Raw genomic sequence first — 19677 nt, 5'->3', positions numbered from 1 at the left:
GATGGGGAGAGGGCACCTTGCCGATGGCGAGAGCGCGCCCTCACGAGGGCGGGAGCGCGCCTCACGTCGGCGGGAGCGCCCTCTCGGGGGCGGGAGCGCGCCTCACGATGGCGGGACGGGGCCGCAATCGCGGCGCCCGCGATAGGTTGTCGCAGTGGAACGCGCGGAACTGGTCGAGCTGCTGAGCCCAGAGGGTCTGCGACTGCTCGACTCCCTGCCGCCGTACGAGAGCGCTGCCGACGTGGTGCGCATGGTGAGCGCTTTGCGCAGGCAGGGGCATCCACCCGGGCTGGTGGCGGCGGTGCTGACGCAGTCCAAGCTGCGCGGCAAGGCCGCAGTGAAATTCGGTCCGTTCGCTTCTCGGATGCTGTTCACGGAGGCTGGGCTGGAGCAGGCGACCCGCCTGCAGCTGGCTGCGCGGCACGCGGCACGGTTCGCGCACGCGGGCCTCACCCGGGTGGCCGACCTGGGCTGCGGGATCGGCGGCGACGCGATGGCCATGGCCGGGCTCGACCTGGACGTCACGGCCGTGGACGCCGACGAGGTCACCGCCGCGATCGCGAGTTACAACCTGGCGCCGTTTCCGAACGCCCGTGTTCTGCAGTCGCGCGCAGAAGACACCGATCTCGGTTCGCAGGACGCCGCCTACCTGGACCCCGCACGCCGTACCGCCGGGCACACGAACACGAGGCGGCTCGCCGACCCGGCGGAGTGGTCGCCGAGCCTCGATTTCGTGTTCTCGCTGGCGGAGCGGATGCCCGTCGGCGTCAAGCTCGGACCGGGCGTCGACCGCGCGCTGATCCCTGACGGCGCGGAGGCGCAGTGGGTCTCCGTCGACGGGCAGGTGGTGGAGGTCGGAGTCTGGACGGGACCGCTCGCGCGCGACGGCGTCAGGCGTGCGGCGCTGGTGATGCAGGGCGAGGATGCGGCCGAGCTGACGGGCAGTGCCGATGCTGAGGACGAGCCGACCGGTGACCCGGGCGAGTACCTGTACGAACCGGACGGCGCGATCATCCGTGCCCGCCTGATAGGCGATCTCGCCCGATCACTGGGCGCGAGGATGCTCCGCCACGACATCGCCTACCTCACCGCCGACACGCTGACGCGCACGCCGTTCGCGCACGCGTTCCGGATCATGGACGAGTTGCCGGTCAAGGAGTCCGAACTGCGCACGGCGCTGGCCGGCCGCGGCATCGGCACGCTAGAGATCAAGAAGCGCGGAGCGGATGTCGACCCGGCTGCCCTGCGCAAGCGGCTTCGGTTGAAGGGCGAGGCATCCGCGACGCTCGTACTCACCCGCATCGGCGCGCGCCACGTGGCGCTTCTCGTCGAGCGCGTCGGCTAGACACGGGACGCCGAAGGCCGCCCGGCAGGTGGGACGGCCTTCGTGCGGAGTCGGTTCCGTCGCTCAGTAGCCGTAGTTGTAGCTCGCCGAGGCGATCGCTCCGATGATGATGATCAAAATCCAGAACAGGATCAGCGCGACCGAGACGAAGCCGAGGATGATGCCGGTGAGCCAGAGTCCCTTCGCCCGCGGCTCGCGTGATTTGCCCAGGAAGCCGAGCACGATGCCCGCGATGCCGAACAGCACGCCCCAGCCGACCGAGATGACGCCGATGATGCCGCCGATGAGGGCCAGGATGCTCAGGATCGGCGTCTTGGACGGCGCGGGCGCGTACTGACCATACTGAGGCGCCCCGTAGGGCGGTTGCGCCGGCGCACCGTACTGCGGAGCACCGTACGGCTGTTGCGGAGCACCATACGGCTGCTGCGGAGCACCATACGGCTGCTGCGGAGCACCATACGGCTGCTGAGGGGCGACATATGGTGGTTGCGGTGCACCATACGGCTGCTGAGGTGCCGGCGGGACAGCCGGCTGCGGCGCGAGTTGCTGCGGGGCACCGTAGGGCGGCTGCGGCTGCACGCTCGGCTGGGCAGGCGCAGGCGGTGCGGCGGAAGGCTGCTGCGGCACCTGAGGTACCGAGGGCGGCGCGGCCGAGGGCGGTGCGGCGGAAGGCTGCTGCGGCACCTGGGGTGCCGAGGGTGGTGCGACCGGGGGCTCCTGCTGCGGCGCACCTTCGGGCGTTGGCGCCTGCTCCGGGTTCTGCGGAGCGTTCGGATCGGACATCGGAGCTTCTTTCGTCGGGAGACGTATGCGGCGCGGCGCTCGAGACCATGCCCCGAGTCACCGCGCCGCGGATGGATCAGTAGTTGTTGAGCGAGGAACCGACCGACGCCAGGATCGCCACGATGACGACGATGACGATGATCTCGATCGCGATGGCGACGAAACCGAGGATGATGCCGGTCAGCCAGAAGCCCTTCGCCTGCGGCTCCTTGCTGCGCCCGATGAATCCGAGGATCACGGCCGCGATGGCGAACAGGCCACCGAAGTAGAAGAAGGAGCCGACGATTCCGACGATGCCCCCGATCAGGGACAGGATGCTCAGAATCGGAGACTTCTGCACCGGAACTCCGGCGTACGGCTGGCCGTACTGCGGAGCCTGAGGCGCACCGTACTGCGGTGCGGCGGGCTGGGGTGCGGCCGGCTGTTGAGGGGCGCCGTACTGCGGCGGCGCAGGCTGCGCAGGCGCACCGTACTGCGGGGCGGCCGGCTGCTGAGGTGCGCCGTACTGCGGCGGCGCAGGCTGCTGAGGAGCAGCGGGCTGAGGTGCAGCCGGCTGGGGTGCGGCAGGCTGCGCAGGTGCAGCCGGCTCAGGCGCCGGCGGCTGCTGCGGCGAGCCCGCCGGGTCCTGTGGAGCGTTGGGATCGGACATGTGCTTGATCCTTTCGAATGGGCCGGCCATCATTAGCGACCGGTCGTACCTCGCCCCGGATCGAACCTGAGCGAAAGCTGTGTATGCCAATGCTGGCATCCGCCTCTAGGGGTGTCAATGCAGGTCGTGTCCGGCGTGTCGGACTGTCAACCCTGGGCGCGAGTGCGTACTCGCACGCTATTCGCGCTCGCGATCGGCCGCGATGGGGAGCTGTCCCCATGCCCGCCGCGACTTCGCGCGAGACGCGCTCAGACCTGAACGTCGGTCACAGGCAGCGTCGAATCCGCTCCGAAGTCGAGGCCGCTCGGGCCGTGCCCCGCCATGATGCGCTGCGCGGCCAGCGCCGCGATCATCGCACCGTTGTCGGTGCACAGGGACAACGCGGGGATACGCAGCCGGATGCCCGCGGCATCCGCTCGCTCCTGCGCCAACTGCCGCACGCGCGCGTTGGCGACCACACCGCCGCCGAGCAGCAGCCGCGGAACATCACGGTCGATGCATGCGGCGATCGCCTTGCGCAGCAGCACGTCGACGACGGCCTCGCGAAAGCTCGCGGCGACATCGGCGACGGGAACGGGCTCGCCAGCATCCTCCCGCCGTTCCACCCAGCGCGCGACCGCGGTCTTGAGCCCGGAGAACGAGAAGTCGTAGCGGTGCTTCGCCATGTCTTTGGGCAGGGTGAGCCCGCGCGGAAAGCGGATGGCATCCGGATGTCCGTCAGCGGCCACACGGTCGATCTGCGGACCTCCGGGGTACGGAAGCCCGAGCACTCGCGCGACCTTGTCGAACGCCTCGCCCGCCGCATCGTCGATGGTCTCGCCCAGCAGTTCGACATCGTCGGTGAGGCTGCGCACATGCAGCAACGAGGTGTGCCCGCCGGAGACGAGAAGCGCGATCGTCGGCAGCTCCAGCTCACGACCGGGACCGCCGTCGGCGTCGAGCAGATCGGCGCCGACGTGACCGACGAGGTGGTTCACGCCGTACAACGGCTTGTCGAGGGCCACGGCGAGCGCCTTCGCCGCACCCACCCCCACCATGAGCGCGCCGGCGAGTCCCGGCCCGCTGGTCACGGCGACCGCGTCGACCTCGTCGAGGCGGATGCCCGCACGCTCCACCGCCTCGGTGATGGTCGACTCCAGCGCCTCCAGGTGCGCACGCGCGGCGACCTCCGGCACGACACCGCCGTAGCGAGCGTGCTCATCCATGCTGGAGGCGATCACGTTGGCGAGCAGCCGAGTGCCGCGCACGATGCCGACGCCGGTCTCGTCGCACGACGTCTCGATGCCGATGACGAGCGGGGCGACCGCGGAGACAGCTTGTGGAGACGCGGTCACTGCGGTTTCGACAAGCTCAACCAGCGGGAGAGGACGCTCGATGGGCGGAAGGAGATGCTCAACCAGCGGGAGAGGACGCTCAACCGGCGGGAGAGGACCCTCAACCAACGGGAGAGGCGGGAGAGGTTCCTCAACCAGCGGGAGGGGTCGCGCAACGGGCGGGAGAGGACGCTCAACCAGCGGGAGAGGTCGCGCAACGGGCGGGAGAGGACGCTCAACCAGCGGGAGAGGTCGCGCAACGGGCGGGAGAGGACGCTCAACCAACGGGAGAGGTTCCTCGACGGGCGGGAGAGGACGCTCAACCAACGGGAGAGGTTCCTCGACGGGCGGGAGAGGTGGCTCAACGGGTGGGGCGAGCCGCATCACGATCGCGTCCATGTCGTCGGGCTGGTAATAGTGCGGGCGAACCGCGATGCCCTCGAAGCCGAGGGAGTCGTAGAGCCGCTGGGCACTCGGGTTGTCCGCGCGCACCTCGAGGAACACCTCGCGGGCGCCGCGGCGGAAGGCCTCCCCGATCATCGTGACCATCAGTGCCCGGCCGAGACCGAGCCGTCTCGCGATGGGGGCGACCGCGATCGTCTGGATGTCGGCATCCGCTGATCCGGGTACGGCCCGCAGGCCCGAGTAGGCCACGACGTCGCCGTCGCGCTCGACCACGAGGTAGAACGAGTGCGGCGCGATCAGCTCGGCGCGCATGAGGGCGGGCGACCAGGCATCCGTGACGAAGATGGAGGTCTCCAACGCCATGATCGCGTCGAGGTCTTGCGCGGTGGCGAGCCGAAGGCCGGCGACCGCGTCGGCCGGTACGGCGGTCATGCCGTCACCCGCTTCGGCCCGGTCGACGGCGTGATGTCGGGCGAGCGCAGGTAGAGCGGACGATCGTCGGCGAACGAACGGTGCGCCGCATGGAGCCATTCGGCGAGAAGGCCGAGCTGACCGGCCGGAATGGACGCCGCGTCGTAACGCTCCTTCGCGGCGAGCGCCGTGGCATGGCCGGCAGCGCGTCTGGCCGCCTCCGGCAGCTCGTCGGGCTTCGACAGTCCAGGGCCGCCGGTGCGCAGCGGGATACCGAGCTCGTCGACGCCCCCGTACGTGCTCCAGTAAAGCTCTCGCCTGCGGGCATCCGTCACCACGAGGAGCGGGCCGATGTGCCCCCAGGCGTAGCGCTCGAGGGCGACTGCATCGTGGCTGACGATCGGCACCAACGGCTTGCCGATTCCGAGCGCGAAGGCCTTCGCCGCCGCGATACCGACGCGCAGGCCGGTGAACGGACCCGGCCCCATGCCTGCGGCGACTCCCGACAGTTCGTCAGGGGCGACGGATGCCTGTGCCAGCGCGTCGCGGATCATCCCACCGATCACCTCGGCGTGACGCCTCGTGTCGAGGGTGGTCAGTTCGCTGAGCACGCCGCCGTCCCTGTCGACCACGGCGACGGAGGTTCCGGCCGACGTGTCGATCGCGAGGAGCATCTCTCCAGATTAGAGTCTGCCGACCGCGGTCATTCGCGTGCGGCCGATCGGCGTGCACCCGAGGGCTCCGCTCGATACCCCGCTGTGCCGCCTCTCGTTGCCTTCTTCAATGCGTCGGCCACGGGTGCGACGCCGTGAGTGCGGGGCTCGGCGAAACCGATCGCCAGGCCGCAGGCGATGGCGACCATGCCCAGCCATCCGATCCACGTCGGCATCGCCGACCCGAAGATCGTTCCGAGCAGCGCAGCGGTCGGCGGGGCGAAACCCGACGTGAGTCCGGTGATGGCGGCGCCCACCCTGCCGACGCTGGAGAACCAGAGCACGTACGCGGTCGCGGTGGCGATGGCTCCGGCGTAGACGATTCCGAGACCGACCGGCAGCGTCGCCACCGAGTGCCACTGGGAGCGTTCGAGGAAGACCGAGACGACGGCGCATCCGAGGGCAGCGACCGACGTCGTGCCCAGTGAGAAGGTCCATGCTCCTATCCGGCCGATCACCCGTGCACCGAACAGGGTGAAGAGTGCCTCGCAGATCATCAGGATGACGGCCATCGCGATGCCGATGGCGTCGGCATGCCCGCCGCCCTCCACGGCCATCGCTCCGCCTGCCACGATCACCGCGGCCACGACCACGCGCACGCTCGGGGCGGAACGATGCATCAACGGCGATGCCACCGCGAGCACGATCGGAACGCAGGCGACGGCCGCGCCGAGAACGGCCGGATCCGCGTGCGCCGTGCCGATCACGAGAGCGACGTTGAAGACGACGAGCCCGGTGGCCGCTCCCGCGGCGATCCAGAACCATTCGGCACCTTTGGGCATGACGAGGCGTGCGCGGAACACGCGCGCGAAGACGGCGAGGGCGACGGCCGCGGCCGCGTACCGGAGCGCCTGAACCGCGAACACCGGCGCGTACCGCAGCACGCCGCCCGTGAGCGCGACCACGCTTCCGACGAGCACCATCGATACGGCACCGCGGGCTCCCGCCGCGATGCGGTTCGCGACGGCGATCCCCTCAGACGAGCGGGCTGTTGCCGATTCGGGCCTGGCGCCGAGGGAGCCCGTGTCGCGAGCGGATGTGATGGATGCGGGAGAACCGGTCATGTCATCCGATGCTGCCCAGAACTTGGCCTAGCAGATAGAGCCAACTGCCTCGTATTCTTGTGAGCCAAATGCGTGCATCCGACTTTCTCCAGCTCGACGTCACCACGGCACCGCCCGGTCGGGTCACCTGGTGGTTGACCTCGTCGCTTCGTGACGCGACCACCGACGGCCGCCTGAAGCCGGGAGCACGACTGCCCGCCACGAGGGTGCTGAGCGCGGAACTGGGGCTGTCGCGCGGCACGGTGGCCGAGGCCTACCGACGCCTCGCCGAAGAGGGCGTGCTCGACGCGAACCGCGGGGCGGGCACCGTGGTCGCCTCCTCGACGTCGGCGCCCGCGAAGAGGCAGCGGGACGATGCGCGTGACCGCACAGGGGTGCTCGACATCTCCGCAGGCCTCCCCGACCTCTCCGCGTTTCCGCGGGCTGCGTGGCTGCGTGCCGAGCGGGAGGTGCTCGACACGGCCGGCGCGCGCGAGCTCGGCTACAGCCCGCCGCAGGGGCCGATCGAGCTGCGGGAAGCCCTCGCGGAGTGGCTCGGCCGCAGTCGTGGCGTCGTGGCCTCTCCCGACGACGTGATCGTCACCTCCGCCGTCTCCGGCGCGCTCGCGCTGCTCTGTCAGACCCTCCTGGAGCACGGTGCCACGACGTGCGCCATGGAGGACCCGGGTTCGAGCGGCACTCGTCGTCTCCTGGACTACTGGATGCGCGGAACAATACCCATTCCGGTCGACGATGACGGCATCGATGTGGCGGCGCTTCGGGCATCCGACGCGCCCGCCGTCGTCGTCACGCCCGCGCACGAGTACCCCACGGGCGTCGTGCTGGCATCTGCCCGACGCCGCGCACTGGTGGACTGGGCGAACGACACGGGCGGTCTCGTCATCGAAGACGACTACGACGCGGAGCACCGCTACGACCGCAAACCGGTGCTCGCCGTACAGGCGATGGCACCGCACCGTGTCGCATACATCGCGAGCCTCTCGAAGACCCTGGCCCCCGCCCTTCGGCTCGGATGGCTCGTGCCGCCGCGCGCGCTTCGAGACGAACTGGTGGAGCGCCGCTGGGCCAGCGATCTGGGCTCCCCCGTGATCCCGCAACTCGTGCTCGCGCACCTTCTGCGCTCCGGCACTCTCGAGCGTCAGCTGCGCATGTTGCGGACCCGGCACAGACAACGCAGAGACGCCGCAGTCGACGCGATCCACCGGCACCTGCCCCAAGCGCGCGTGCAGGGAGTGGCGGCGGGACTGCATGTGCTCGTCCTGCTGCCCGACGAAGTCGACGACGCCCGGCTCGCCGAAGATGCTGCCGAACGTGGCATAGGGGTGACCCCGCTGTCCGCGCTGCGGGTGGCCGACGGCGCTCCCGGACTCGTCATCGCGTACGGCTTCCACTCACCTGCGCGCCTCGACCAAGCCCTGCAGACCATCGGGCGACTCCTGAGCTGAACACACAGGCGACGCTGGTCGACGAGACCGACACGGCCTCGCACCGTGGCGGCAGGAGGCCGCGGAACGCGGCAGAACCATCAGGCCGTCCAGCGCGTGCCGTGCGGGGTGACCGTCAACGTGCGGGGTTCCTCGAGCGCATCGTCGGCCGCCGCCTCGGCCACATCGTCGTCTGCTGCCTCGGGCACATCGTCGTCTGCTGCCTCGGCCGACCCTGCGTCAGCTCTCCCCACGTCGCCTGCGCCGGTCGGCCGGTCGATCGCGACGTCTAGCCACGACTCCGCTACGCCGTCCAGCATTCCGTCGCCCCACTCCACCACGACGACCGAACGTGCGAAGTCGATGTCGAGGTCGTCGAGTTCCAGAGCAGAGCCGAGCCGGTAGGCATCCACGTGTACCAGCGGCGTTCCGCCGTTCAGCGACGGATGCGTGCGAGCAAGCACGAACGTCGGGCTCGTCACGGGCCCGCGCACGTTCATCGCCTCGCCGATGCCCCTGGTGAGGGTCGTCTTGCCCGCACCGAGGGGACCGGACAGCACAACGAGGTCACCCGCTTTCAGCAGGCGGCCGAGTTCGCGGCCGAACCCCTCCATCGCCTCGGAGGTGGGCACGGCGCGCGTGCCGGCGAGCGGCATCCCTTCGCCGGCGGGCTCCGCGGCGGCGTCAGTGGCCGACATAGCGCCTCGTCACCCGCTTGCCCAGCCGCGTCACGATCTCGTAGCCGATCGTGTCGGCCGCGCGCGCCCAGTCCTCGGCCGACGGCACACCCGTCGCCGGATCGCCGAACAGCACGACCTCGTCGCCGACCTGCACGGGCTCGTCACCGACGGCGATCACGATCTGGTCCATCGCCACACGCCCGGCGACCGGATGCCGCACTCCGCCGATCGAGACCTCCCCGCGGGAGGATGCCTGCCGCGGCACGCCGTCGGCGTACCCGACCGGAACGAGCGCGAGCGTGGTGTCGTGCGACGCCCGGAAGGTGTGCCCGTACGACACCCCCTGGCCCTTCTGAATGCGCCGCACCGCGACGACCCGCGACCGCAGTGTCATCGCGGGCCGCAGGCCGAACTCGCTCGGCTCGCGGGCCGGGAAGGGAGAGACCCCGTAGATCGCGATGCCGACTCTCACGGTGTTGTAGCGGGTGCGGGGCAGCGTCAGGGCTGCACCGCTGGCAGCCAGATGCACGAACTCGGGGTCGAGTCCCGCGCGGGATGCCTCGGCGAGTCCGCGGTCGAGCGCGTCGGCCTGCGCGGCATCCGATTCGGCGTCGGTGCCCGAGAGGTGGCTGAAGACGCCGGCGACGCGCACCAGGCCGGCCGCCTCGGCGGCGCGGGCTGCGCGCACGGCCTCCGGCCAGGCATCCGGTGCGACGCCGTTGCGACTCAAGCCTGTGTCGAGCTTGAGGTGCGCCGCCGCGACGGTTCCTGCACGTCGTGCCGCGGCCGCGAGTGCCTCGAGCTGAGCGAGGCTCGAAACCCCCACCTCGACGCCTGCGGCGATCGCCGCGTCGAAATCGGGATCGGAGTCGTGCAGCCAGGCCAGCACGGGAGCGGCGATGCCCGACTCGCGGAGTTCGATCGCCTCGGCGAGATCGGCGACCCCGAGCCGGTCTGCTCCGCCTGCCAGGGCGGCACGGGCGACCGGCACGGCGCCGTGCCCGTAACCGTTCGCCTTGACGACGGCGATGAAGTGCTCGGTGCCGATCGCGCGCCGCAGCGTCTCGACGTTGCCGCGGATCGCACTCAGGTCGATGACGGCCTCCCGCAGCGGGGCGAGCTCGGTCATCGTGAAACCCCGGTTCCGCCGGCACCGGAGGCCGCCTCGTCGGTCTCCGCGACCACGAACGCGCACGCCACGCCCGCGTCATGGGTCATCGTGAGGTGCCACCTCGTGATGCCTCGCGCCGCCGCCTCCTCCGCAACAGCGCCGTGCAGCACGAGCCCCGGGTTTCCGTGCTCGTCAGGCACCACTTCCACATCGGATGCGACCACCACGTCGGCGCGCCCGAGCGCCTTGACCACGGCCTCCTTCGCGGCGAAGCGAGCAGCCAACGAGTGGGTCGGCAAGCCCTGTTCGCTCTGGGCGAACAGCCTCGTGAGGAGCCTCGGAGTGCGCGCGATCGCACGCTCGAAGCGCTCCAGGTCGACGATGTCGACCCCGATGCCCGCGATCACGAGCCGCCTCGCGCCGCACCACCGCGGTGTTCACCCCGACAGGACATTCGCCCGAGAACATGCCGATCCGTCATGTTCTCGGCGGCAGAGGGCTCACCGTCCTGTTGACGAGATGCGGTAGGTGGCATCCGCTACTCCACCGTGACCGACTTGGCCAGGTTGCGCGGCTGGTCGACGTCGAGGCCCTTGGCCGTCGCGAGCTCCATGGCGAAGATCTGCAGCGGAATGACTGCCAGCAGCGGTTCGAACAACGGCGCGGCAAGCGGGATGCGCACGACCGCGTCGGCGAACGGCAGCACCGAGGCGTCGCCCTCCTCGGCGATCGCCAGAACACGGGCACCGCGGGCGCGGATCTCCTGGATGTTCGAGACCACCTTCTTATGCATCTCGTCGCTTCCGCGCGGGCTGGGCACCACGACGAAGACCGGCTGACCCGGCTCGATGAGCGCGATCGGGCCGTGCTTCAGCTCGCCTGCGGCGAAGCCCTCGGCGTGGATGTACGCGAGCTCCTTGAGCTTCAGCGCACCCTCGAGCGCGATCGGGAACCCGACGTGCCTGCCGAGGAAGAGCACTGCGCGGGTGTCGCTCATCCAGTGCGCGAGCTGCACGATCGCGTCACTGGACTCCAGCACACGCTCGAGCTTGGCCGGGATCGCAGTCAGCTGGTCCAGATTCGCGGTCTGTTCGGCATCCGTCAGCGTTCCGTGCAGCCGCGCCAGGTGCAACCCGAACAGGTAGAGGGCTGTGATCTGCGCGACGAACGCTTTCGTGGAGGCGACCGCGACCTCGGGACCGGCGTGCGTGTACACGGCGCCGTCCGACTCGCGCGGGATGGTTGCGCCCTGCGTGTTGCAGATCGACAGCGTCTTCGCGCCGGCCTCGCGCGCGAACTTGACCGCCATGAGCGTGTCCATGGTCTCGCCGGACTGGCTGATCGAAACCACCAGGGTCGACGGGGTGATCACCGGATCGCGGTACCGGAACTCGTGGCTGAGCTCGACCTCGACCGGGATGCGCGCCCACTTCTCGATGGCGTACGCGCCGACCTGGCCGGCGTACGCCGCGGTGCCGCAGGCGATGACCGTGATGCGGTCGATGCCGGTCAGCAGGTCGTCGAGGTCTTCGAGTTCCGGGATGACGGCCCGACCATCGTGCACGCGACCGCGCAGGGTGTTGGCGACGGCGTCGGGCTCCTCCGCGATCTCCTTCGCCATGAAGCTCGGCCAGCCGCCCTTGTCGGCGGCCGTGGCATCCCACGCCACCTCGAACGGCTCGACGTCGACGGCGTCGCCGGCGAAATCGGTCACTGTGACGTCGGTCGGCGTGATGACCACGATCTGGTCCTGGCCGATGGCGACCGCGCGACGGGTGTACTCGACGAAGGCGGCGACATCCGATCCGAGGAAGTTCTCGCCGTCGCCCAGCCCGATGACGAGCGGTGAGTTGCGACGCGCGCCGACCACGACCCCGGGCTGGTCCTCGTGCACGGCAAGCAGCGTGAAAGCGCCGTCGAGCCGCGAGACGATCCGACGGAACGCCTCGGCGAGGTCGCCGGTCTCGCGGTATTCACGACCGAGCAGAGCCGCGGCCACCTCGGTGTCGGTCTCGCTGACGAACCCGAAGCCTTCGGCGGCCAGTTCGTCGCGCAGCGCGGCGAAGTTCTCGATGATGCCGTTGTGGATGACGGCCAGCTTGCCGTCGTCGCCGAGGTGCGGATGCGCGTTTCGATCGGTCGGTCCGCCGTGCGTCGCCCAGCGGGTGTGGCCGATCCCTGTGGCGCCGTCGGCGATCGGATGCCTGCTCAGCTCGTCTTCGAGCACCCCCAGCTTGCCGGCGCGCTTGACGACGCCCAGCCGCCCGGTCTGTGCATCGATCACGGCGACGCCCGCGGAGTCGTATCCGCGGTACTCCAGCCTCTTCAGACCGCCCAGCAGCACCTCAAGGGTTCGGTCGCTGCCGACGTATCCGACGATTCCGCACATGGCGATCGATTCTACCGGCGACTGAGGCGAGGCAGAGCGCGCTTGCGTGCTCTGCCGAGCCGATGGAGTCGGTCGAGCGCGCAGCGCGACCACCGGCGACTGGGCCCACGGTGCGCGTGGCCCCGCGCTCCGCGCAGCGGTGGGTGGGGGAGCGACGGGGAAGGCGAGAGCAGAGCGCGCTTGCGTGCTCTGCCGAGCCGATGGAGTCGGTCGAGCGCGCAGCGCGACCACCGGCGACTGAGGCGAGAGTGCGCGTGGCCCCGCGCTCCGCGCAGCGGCGTGTGGGCCCGCCTTTTCCACAGCTCCGGCTCCACCTCCGCGCACGATTCAGGCTGGAGGACCGGAAATCGCGCCCCACGGTCGATGGCCGGCCGCAGAGCCTGAATCGTGCCGTGAGTGAAGCATCGTGCCTGAGTGAAGAATGTGCCGTGAGCGGTGCGCTGGGCTGCCGCACCCGGCCGGACGGGATGCCCGCTTCACTACACTTGATGCCCATGGCCTCGAACGGAACGGCGCAGACTGCACAGATCTCGCCGTTCCTCGAGATCGACCGCTCCGACTGGGCGGAGCTGGCGCGGAGCACGCCGCAGCCGCTGTCCGAGACCGAGATCGCCCAGCTGCGCGGCCTCGGGGATCGCCTCGACATGCACGAGGTGGCCGAGGTCTATCTGCCGATCAGTCGACTGCTCAGTCTGCACGCCACCGGAACGCAGCAGCTCCACCGTGCGACGACCGAGTTCTTGGGCGAGCGCGCGGCGCGCACCCCGTTCGTGATCGGAGTCGCGGGTTCCGTCGCCGTCGGCAAGTCCACGACCGCGCGACTGCTGCGCGAGCTGCTCAGTCGCTGGCCCACCACGCCGAACGTGCAGCTGGTGACCACCGACGGATTCCTGCTGCCGAACGCCGAACTGGAACGCCGCGGGCTGATGAGCCGCAAGGGGTTCCCGGAGTCGTACGACCGCCGCGCACTGCTGCGCTTCGTCACCGCCGTGAAGAGCGGCGTCGACGAGGTGCGCGCCCCCTTCTACTCGCACCTGAGCTACGACATCGTGCCGGATGCGCAGGTGGTGGTCAGGCATCCGGACGTGCTCATCGTCGAGGGCCTCAACGTGCTGCAGCCTGCCGGCGGAGGCAACCGGCTGGCGGTCAGCGACCTCTTCGACTTCAGCGTCTACGTGGATGCCCGCGGCTCCGACATCGAACGATGGTACGTCGAGCGGTTCCTCAAGCTGCAGCGTGGCGCGTTCGCCGATCCGAAGTCGTACTTCCACCGCTACGCGAGCCTCACCGACGAGGAGGCTCGCGCGCAGGCGCTGTCGATCTGGCACGCGATCAACGAGCCGAACCTGCTGCAGAACATCCGCCCGACCCGGTCTCGGGCGAAGCTGGTGCTGCGCAAGGACAGCGATCACACGGTGTCGTCGGTTCTGCTGCGCAAGCTGTAGCTCCCGCACCCGGGGACTCCCCGCCTGTTCGCGCCACTTTGCGGTGATTGCGCCACCACGACCGGCGCAATCACCGCAAAGTGGCGCAAACGGTCGGGTGGCGGCGCAGCGCCGCGGGCGGAGGCGAGCGGCTACTGCGCGAGCTGCAGGCGCACCACCTCGGCGAGCTCGTGGGCGTGACGGTCTGCAGTGTCCTGGTCGGCGGCCTCCACCATGACGCGCACCATGGGCTCGGTGCCGGAGGGTCGCAGCAGTACGCGGCCGGTCGAGCCGAGCGCCGCCTCTGCGGATTGCACCGCCAGCGCGATCACGTCGTCCTCGTGCAGCCGGTGGTGGTCGACACCTCGCACGTTGACGAGGATCTGCGGATACACGGTCATGCAGCTCGCCAGCTCGTTAAGGCTCTTGCCTTTGCGCGCCATCTCGCTCACCAGGTGCAGCCCGGTGAGGATGCCGTCGCCCGTCGTGGCGAACTCCCGCATGATGACGTGGCCGGACTGCTCGCCGCCGAGGGAGAAGTCGTTCTCGTTCATCTGCTCGAGCACGTACCGGTCGCCGACGCTGGTCTCGACGACGTCGATGCCGTGCTCCGCCATCGCGAGCCTCAGGCCGAGGTTGCTCATCACGGTGGTGACGAGCGTGTTGTTCTTCAGGACTCCACGCTCCGCCATGCTCAGAGCGAGGATGGCCATGATCTGGTCGCCGTCGACGATGCAGCCGTTCGCGTCGACCGCGAGACAGCGGTCCGCGTCGCCGTCATGCGCGATGCCGACGTCGGCGCCGTGCGCCACGACCGCCTCGGCCAGCTTGTCGATGTGCGTCGAACCTACGCCGTCGTTGATGTTGATGCCGTCGGGGTCGTCGCCGATCACGGTGACGCGAGCACCGGCATCGGTGAATGCCTCAGGCGAGATGCCCGCGGCAGCGCCGTTCGCGCAATCGATGAGCACATGGATGCCGTCGAGCCTGTGCGGCAGGCTGGCCAGCAGGTGAAGCACGTAGCGGTCTTCGGCATCCGCGAAACGCCGGATGCGACCCACCTCGGCACCGGTCGGTGTCAGCTTCGGCCTGGCGAGTGCTGCCTCGATGCGGTCCTCGACGACGTCGGGCAGCTTCGTGCCACCGCGGGCGAAGATCTTGATGCCGTTGTCGGGCGCCGGATTGTGCGAGGCGGAGATCATCACACCGAAGTCGGCACCGATGTCGGCGATCAGGAACGCGGCGGCAGGAGTCGGGATGACTCCGGCGTCGAGAACATCGACGCCGGAGCTGGCCAGACCGGCGGCCACGGCCGCCAGGAGGAACTCACCGGAGACGCGCGGATCGCGCGCCACGACCGCCACCGGGCGCTTGCCCTGTGCACGCCGCGCCTCAGCGCTGCGTCCCTGCCCGAGCACGACGGCGGCCGCCTGGGCAACGCCCAGGGCGAGATCTGCCGTCAACTCCGCGTTCGCGAGTCCGCGAACGCCATCCGTACCGAAAAGACGCGCCATAGCTGTTGCGAGCCTTGCAGCGAACGCCGGATCAGCGCTTCGAGTACTGGGGAGCCTTGCGGGCCTTCTTGAGACCGGCCTTCTTGCGCTCCTTGACCCGCGCGTCGCGGCTGAGGAAGCCTGCCTTCTTCAGGGTCGGGCGGTTGTTCTCGACATCGATCCCGTTCAGCGCACGGGCGATGCCGAGGCGCAGCGCACCGGCCTGTCCGGACGGGCCGCCGCCGGTGATGCGGGCGATCACGTCGTAGCTGCCGAGCAGGTCGAGCACCTTGAAGGGGTCGGTGATCAGCTGCTGGTGCAGCTTGTTCGGGAAGTAGTCGGCGAACTCACGGCCGTTCACCGTGATGCTGCCGGAGCCTGGAACGAGGCGCACACGCGCGATGGCCTGCTTGCGACGGCCGACGGCCGCACCAGGAACGTTGAGTACCGGGCGCGGCGCGGCGGGGGCCGCGGCTTCCGGTGTTTCGGTCGTGAAGCTCTGCGGCACGTCCTGGGCCTCGAGCTGGTCGGAGATCTTCGCCACGATGGAATTCAGTCCTTGTCTTTTCGGTCAGAAGAGTTCTGGTGAGGCCGGCGCCTACTGGGCGACCTGGTCGAAGGTGTACGGCTTCGGCTGCTGTGCCGCGTGAGGGTGCTCGCTGCCCGTGTAGACCTTGAGCTTGCCCAGCTGCGCGCGGCCGAGTGAATTCTTCGGCAGCATGCCGCGAACGGCCTTCTCGACGGCGCGAACGGGGTTCTTCTCGAGAAGCTCGGAGTACGAAACGGCCCTGAGGCCGCCCGGGTAGCCGGAGTGGCGGTATGCCTTCTTCTGCAGCGCCTTCTGCCCAGTCAGGGCGACTTTGTCGGCGTTGACGATGATGACGAAGTCACCGGTGTCGACGTGCGGAGCGAACGTCGGCTTGTTCTTGCCGCGCAGAATGGCGGCGGTGTGGCTGGCCAGGCGGCCGAGCACCACGTCGGTGGCGTCGATGACGACCCAGTCGCGCTGGATCTCGGATGCCTTGGGGCTGAAAGTGCGCGTCACAGTAGTGGCTGCTTTCTTGTGTCGTGGTTGGGTTGGTCGTGAATCCCGCTCCGGCGCGGAGTTGCCGCCTCGAATTGAGGAGGAACGCCGCCGATGGAGGGCTCAACTACGGATGCCGCGCCGCAGTCGGCGGACACCAAGGAGCAAGCTTACCGGACGCCCTGCATCCGCGCGAATCGCCGAGGACCCGGCGGCGGGGTGCCCCGTCGAACGTCACGTGCGATGTACGGCTGGGCCGCGGGCTCGAACAAACGCCACGCTGGAGGGTGACAGGGTCGGTTCTCACAGCACACGCCGAGCGCGAGTCTGCTCCGCGCGGGCCGCGAGCTCTGCGCCATGCGGGTACCCCACCTCCATCAGCGTCAGCCCTTTCGCCGGCATCACCCTGAACGCGCTGGTCCGCGCGCCGACGTCGCGCAGCAGCACGAGGTCGTCACGCTCGAGCTTGCCCTCCCCCACTGCGACGCACGCACCGACCAGTGCGCGCACCATGCTGTGGCAGAACGCGTCGGCCTTCACGCGCGCGACCAGCGCACCGTAGGCGTCGCGCATCCATGCGAACTCCTGCAGCGTGCGGATGGTCGTGGCACCCTCGCGCGGTCTGCAATACGCGGCGAAGTCGTGGAGGCCGAGCAGCGTTCGTGCTGCGGCATCCATCTCGTCAACGTTCAGCACTGCCGGATACCACAGCGTGCTCGAGCGGGTCATGGGGTTCTTCGGCGCCGCGGCTTCCGCAATCCGGTACTCGTAGCGCCGCCACAGCGCGGAGAAGCGGGCGTCGAAGCCCGGCTCAGCCGACTGCGCCGAGACGATCACGACGTCGGAGTCGGCCGCGCCGAGGATGCCCGTGAGCCGCCTGCGCAGGGCGGCAGCGGCATCCGCGTCGTCGGCCGTGTTGCGCGGCTTGCGCGGGCGCATCAGGGCAGCTGCCTGATCGGCGGTGAGGTCGAGGTGGGCGACCTGTCCGAGCGCGTGCACGCCGGCATCCGTGCGTCCGGCGACGGTCAGCGTCGGCGCAGGCTCATGGCGGCGGAACAGCGTGTGCATGGCCTCTTCGAGTACGCCCTGCACGGTGCGCAACCCGGGCTGCCTGCTCCATCCGCTGAAGCCGGAGCCGTCGTATGCGATGCCGAGACGGATGCGCGTAGTGGTCGGCGCGCCGCCGGCCTCGGTCGCACCCTCCCCTGTCACCCGGTCATTCTATGAGGCTGAATGCGTCGGCCATTTGGCTGAATTCGGCGGCTCTTGAGGCTGGACGCGCCGCGGATCGGCGCTGAATCCGGCGTCTCCGAGCGCGTGGCGTACGTCATTCCGGTCATGGAACGAGCCATCCACCTGGCGTGGACGGCTCGTCGCGCCACCTGAATGCGAAGCGGCTGCGCTCAGAGGCCCGGCTGCGGCCTCGGCCCTCCCGCCGCGCCGGCGCCCTTGCTCTTTCGGCCCCGCTTCTTCGGACGGGGCTCCTCGAGGTGCGTCAGCGCGATCGCCGTGGTGCGCAGCTGGCGGGCCTCCTCTTCACCGACCACTGGCACTTCCATGCCGTCTGCGGTCACGAGCTTGCCCCCGACGAAGGAGTCGCCGTCTTCCAGCGCCGCGATCTCCCGCTCGGTGACCAGTCGCGCGGGAGCCGAGGCGAAGACCGAGCGGCTGCGTTCGCTACGGCTGTGCAAGTGGTTGAAGACGACGTTGAGCAGGATGGCCATGACCGTCGCCGAGCTGATGCCCGAGTCGAAGATGACCTGGAACCACGAGGGGAACTTGTCGTAGATCGACGGCTGCACGATCGGCAGGATGCCGAACGTGAGCGCGACGGCGACAATGATCAGGTTCAAGCTGCTCTTGAAGTTCACCTTGGTCAGGGTCTTGATGCCGCTGGCCGCCACGGTGCCGAAGAGCACGATGCCTGCTCCGCCCAGCACACCGAACGGGATGTCGGCGACCACGCGACCGAGCACGGGCAGCACGCCGAGTGCGACGAGCACGACACCGCCGGCCGCCACGGCGAACCGGGTCTTGATGCCGGTGAGCGCGACGAGGCCGACGTTCTGCGCGAAGGCGCTCTGGGTGAAGGAGTTGAACACCGGCGATACGGCGCTGGAGAGCATGTCGGCACGCAGGCCGGCCGCGATGCGCTTGGAGTCGACCTTGGTGCCGACGATCTCACCGACGGCGAGGATGTCCGCCGTGGTCTCCGTGAACGTCACGAGGATCACGATCAGCATCGAGATGATGCCGGCCGGCTCGAACACCGGCAGGCCGAACGCGAACGGCGTCGGGAAGGCGACGATCGGCCCGTTGAAGACATTGGAGAAGTCCGCCTTGCCGATCAATGCGGCGATCACCGTGGCGATGATCATCGCCAGGAGGATCGAGAGGCGCGAGATGGTGGGCGATCCGACCTTCGTGAGCACGACGATGATCGCAAGCGTGAGCGCCGCGAGTCCCAGGTTGATCGGGTCGCCGAAGTCCTTCGACCCCTGGCCGCCCATCGCCCATCCCGCGGCGACCGGAACCAGCGAGAGGCCGATGGTGGTGATCACCACACCGGTGACGACCGGCGGGAAGAATCTCACGATGCGGGCGAAGAACGGCGCGAGCACGAGGCCGATCAGCGACGCGGCGATCACCGAGCCGAAGATCGCCGGGATGCCGCCGCCGCTGGAGACGATCGCGAGCATCGTCGCCACGCCGGCGAACGAGACGCCCTGCACCAGCGGAAGTTTGGAGCCGAAGAACGGAAAGCCCATCGTCTGCAACAAGGTGGCGAGCCCGCCCATGAAGAGGCACGAGGTGATGAGCAGCGCGATGCTGTTCGCATCCAGATGCGCCGCCTGCCCGATGATGAGCGGCGGCGCGATGATGCCGCCGTACATCGTCAGCACGTGCTGCAGTCCGTAGGCGAAGGTCTTGCCGATCGGCAGCCTCTCGTCCTCGGGTCGCGCCGCGGTGTCCACCGTGCGTGGTACTCGAGCCGTCTTCGCCAACGTACGACCTCCTCGTCGTTCCGGGCATCCCCCATCGGATGTCCGCTGTACTAGCGAACTTTCACTTCGTGGAATCGTTATTCCATTTCGGTGGGATCGAGTATGCGCTCGACCGGGTGGGTTGTCAACTACAAGACTGCGCTCACCACGCTCGCATGGCCTCCGCAATCCGTTGAAATCCAACCCGTCACATCTCCGTCGACAGGACATCCGGCCATGAACAGGCCGATTCGGGCGTGTTCGCTGCGTGAGAGCGCGCACCGTCCTGTTGACGGGATGGGCGGGCAGCGTTCGCTGTTGACTCGCGCCGCCTGTTCCGCCTACCGTGGCTCACGCCCGAAGGGCACCTGGATCAGCAGACAGGACCACTGAGCTGACGCGGTGCCGGCCAGCGGCTCCGCGTTCGATCAGCACGACGTTCGAACACAGTTCGACACGTCGGAG

Annotated in this window: 17 protein-coding genes and 1 pseudogene; 3 read left to right on the top strand and 15 right to left on the bottom strand. The window is 69.3% G+C overall.

What is annotated here, in order from left to right:
• Window positions 1–154: 154 nt before the first annotated feature.
• The gene (locus tag ACYVDK_RS07665; protein ID WP_460520291.1) at window positions 155–1345 is read left to right on the top strand and encodes a class I SAM-dependent methyltransferase; all 1191 of its coding nucleotides are present in this window, start codon (window positions 155–157) and stop codon (window positions 1343–1345) included.
• Window positions 1346–1408: 63 nt separating this feature from the next.
• On the opposite strand, the gene ACYVDK_RS07660 is transcribed toward ACYVDK_RS07665, so the two are convergent.
• The 6 genes and pseudogenes from ACYVDK_RS07660 to ACYVDK_RS07635 all read right to left on the bottom strand — a co-directional run bounded on the left by ACYVDK_RS07660 (window position 1409) and on the right by ACYVDK_RS07635 (window position 6683).
• On the bottom strand, window positions 1409–2128 hold the full coding sequence (locus ACYVDK_RS07660; RefSeq protein ID WP_460520288.1) for a DUF4190 domain-containing protein: 720 nt from the start codon (window positions 2126–2128) through the stop codon (window positions 1409–1411).
• A 76-nt stretch (window positions 2129–2204) separates the two neighbouring features.
• Window positions 2205–2777: a DUF4190 domain-containing protein gene (locus ACYVDK_RS07655; protein WP_460520287.1), complete on the bottom strand. Its 573-nt coding sequence runs from the start codon at window positions 2775–2777 to the stop codon at window positions 2205–2207.
• Between the two features lie 248 nt (window positions 2778–3025).
• The gene (tsaD, locus tag ACYVDK_RS07650; protein WP_460520754.1) at window positions 3026–4111 is read right to left on the bottom strand and encodes a tRNA (adenosine(37)-N6)-threonylcarbamoyltransferase complex transferase subunit TsaD; all 1086 of its coding nucleotides are present in this window, start codon (window positions 4109–4111) and stop codon (window positions 3026–3028) included.
• A 372-nt stretch (window positions 4112–4483) separates the two neighbouring features.
• Window positions 4484–4927, bottom strand: a pseudogene (rimI, locus tag ACYVDK_RS07645) (ribosomal protein S18-alanine N-acetyltransferase); the annotation flags it as partial.
• Window positions 4924–5580 (bottom strand): tRNA threonylcarbamoyladenosine biosynthesis protein TsaB, encoded by a 657-nt coding sequence (gene tsaB / locus ACYVDK_RS07640; RefSeq protein WP_460520284.1) that lies wholly within the window; start codon window positions 5578–5580, stop codon window positions 4924–4926. The pseudogene rimI and the gene tsaB, both read right to left, overlap by 4 nt.
• Before the next feature lie 29 nt (window positions 5581–5609).
• A complete protein-coding gene (locus ACYVDK_RS07635) occupies window positions 5610–6683 on the bottom strand; it encodes a DMT family transporter (protein WP_460520281.1) in 1074 nt (357 codons plus the stop codon).
• Between the two features lie 68 nt (window positions 6684–6751).
• Here ACYVDK_RS07635 and pdxR point away from each other — a divergent pair, with 68 nt between their 5' ends.
• On the top strand, window positions 6752–8128 hold the full coding sequence (pdxR, locus tag ACYVDK_RS07630) for an aminotransferase-like domain-containing protein (protein ID WP_460520752.1): 1377 nt from the start codon (window positions 6752–6754) through the stop codon (window positions 8126–8128).
• Between the two features lie 80 nt (window positions 8129–8208).
• Here the strand turns inward: pdxR and tsaE are convergent, their stop codons facing one another.
• The 4 genes from tsaE to glmS form a co-directional block, all read right to left on the bottom strand.
• On the bottom strand, window positions 8209–8805 hold the full coding sequence (gene tsaE / locus ACYVDK_RS07625; RefSeq protein ID WP_460520278.1) for a tRNA (adenosine(37)-N6)-threonylcarbamoyltransferase complex ATPase subunit type 1 TsaE: 597 nt from the start codon (window positions 8803–8805) through the stop codon (window positions 8209–8211).
• Entirely contained in the window at window positions 8792–9916 is a 1125-nt protein-coding gene (gene alr / locus ACYVDK_RS07620) for an alanine racemase (RefSeq protein WP_460520276.1), read from the bottom strand. Before alr ends, tsaE begins: the two co-directional genes overlap by 14 nt.
• Window positions 9913–10305, bottom strand: a complete 393-nt coding sequence (locus ACYVDK_RS07615) for a holo-ACP synthase (protein ID WP_460520273.1) — start codon at window positions 10303–10305, stop codon at window positions 9913–9915. Before ACYVDK_RS07615 ends, alr begins: the two co-directional genes overlap by 4 nt.
• A 131-nt stretch (window positions 10306–10436) precedes the next feature.
• Complete coding sequence (gene glmS, locus ACYVDK_RS07610) at window positions 10437–12287, bottom strand: glutamine--fructose-6-phosphate aminotransferase (protein ID WP_460520270.1); 1851 nt, start codon at window positions 12285–12287, stop codon at window positions 10437–10439.
• A 494-nt stretch (window positions 12288–12781) separates the two neighbouring features.
• Here glmS and coaA point away from each other — a divergent pair, with 494 nt between their 5' ends.
• Complete coding sequence (gene coaA / locus ACYVDK_RS07605) at window positions 12782–13732, top strand: type I pantothenate kinase (RefSeq protein ID WP_460520267.1); 951 nt, start codon at window positions 12782–12784, stop codon at window positions 13730–13732.
• 131 nt (window positions 13733–13863) lie between these two features.
• Here the strand turns inward: coaA and glmM are convergent, their stop codons facing one another.
• From glmM to ACYVDK_RS07580, 5 genes are all read right to left on the bottom strand, one after another.
• Entirely contained in the window at window positions 13864–15225 is a 1362-nt protein-coding gene (glmM, locus tag ACYVDK_RS07600; protein ID WP_460520264.1) for a phosphoglucosamine mutase, read from the bottom strand.
• 31 nt (window positions 15226–15256) lie between these two features.
• On the bottom strand, window positions 15257–15748 hold the full coding sequence (gene rpsI, locus ACYVDK_RS07595) for a 30S ribosomal protein S9 (RefSeq protein ID WP_460520261.1): 492 nt from the start codon (window positions 15746–15748) through the stop codon (window positions 15257–15259).
• A 54-nt stretch (window positions 15749–15802) separates the two neighbouring features.
• A complete protein-coding gene (rplM, locus tag ACYVDK_RS07590) occupies window positions 15803–16249 on the bottom strand; it encodes a large ribosomal subunit protein uL13 (protein ID WP_460520259.1) in 447 nt (148 codons plus the stop codon).
• 282 nt (window positions 16250–16531) lie between these two features.
• On the bottom strand, window positions 16532–17440 hold the full coding sequence (locus ACYVDK_RS07585; protein ID WP_460520256.1) for a tRNA pseudouridine synthase A: 909 nt from the start codon (window positions 17438–17440) through the stop codon (window positions 16532–16534).
• A 191-nt stretch (window positions 17441–17631) separates the two neighbouring features.
• On the bottom strand, window positions 17632–19233 hold the full coding sequence (locus ACYVDK_RS07580) for a nucleobase:cation symporter-2 family protein (protein ID WP_460520253.1): 1602 nt from the start codon (window positions 19231–19233) through the stop codon (window positions 17632–17634).
• Between the last annotated feature and the right edge of the window lie 444 nt (window positions 19234–19677).

The sequence above is a fragment of the Humibacter antri genome (assembly GCF_054777235.1).
Note: the sequence above shows the minus strand (reverse complement) of the source record. Positions and strands in the feature narration are given on the sequence as shown.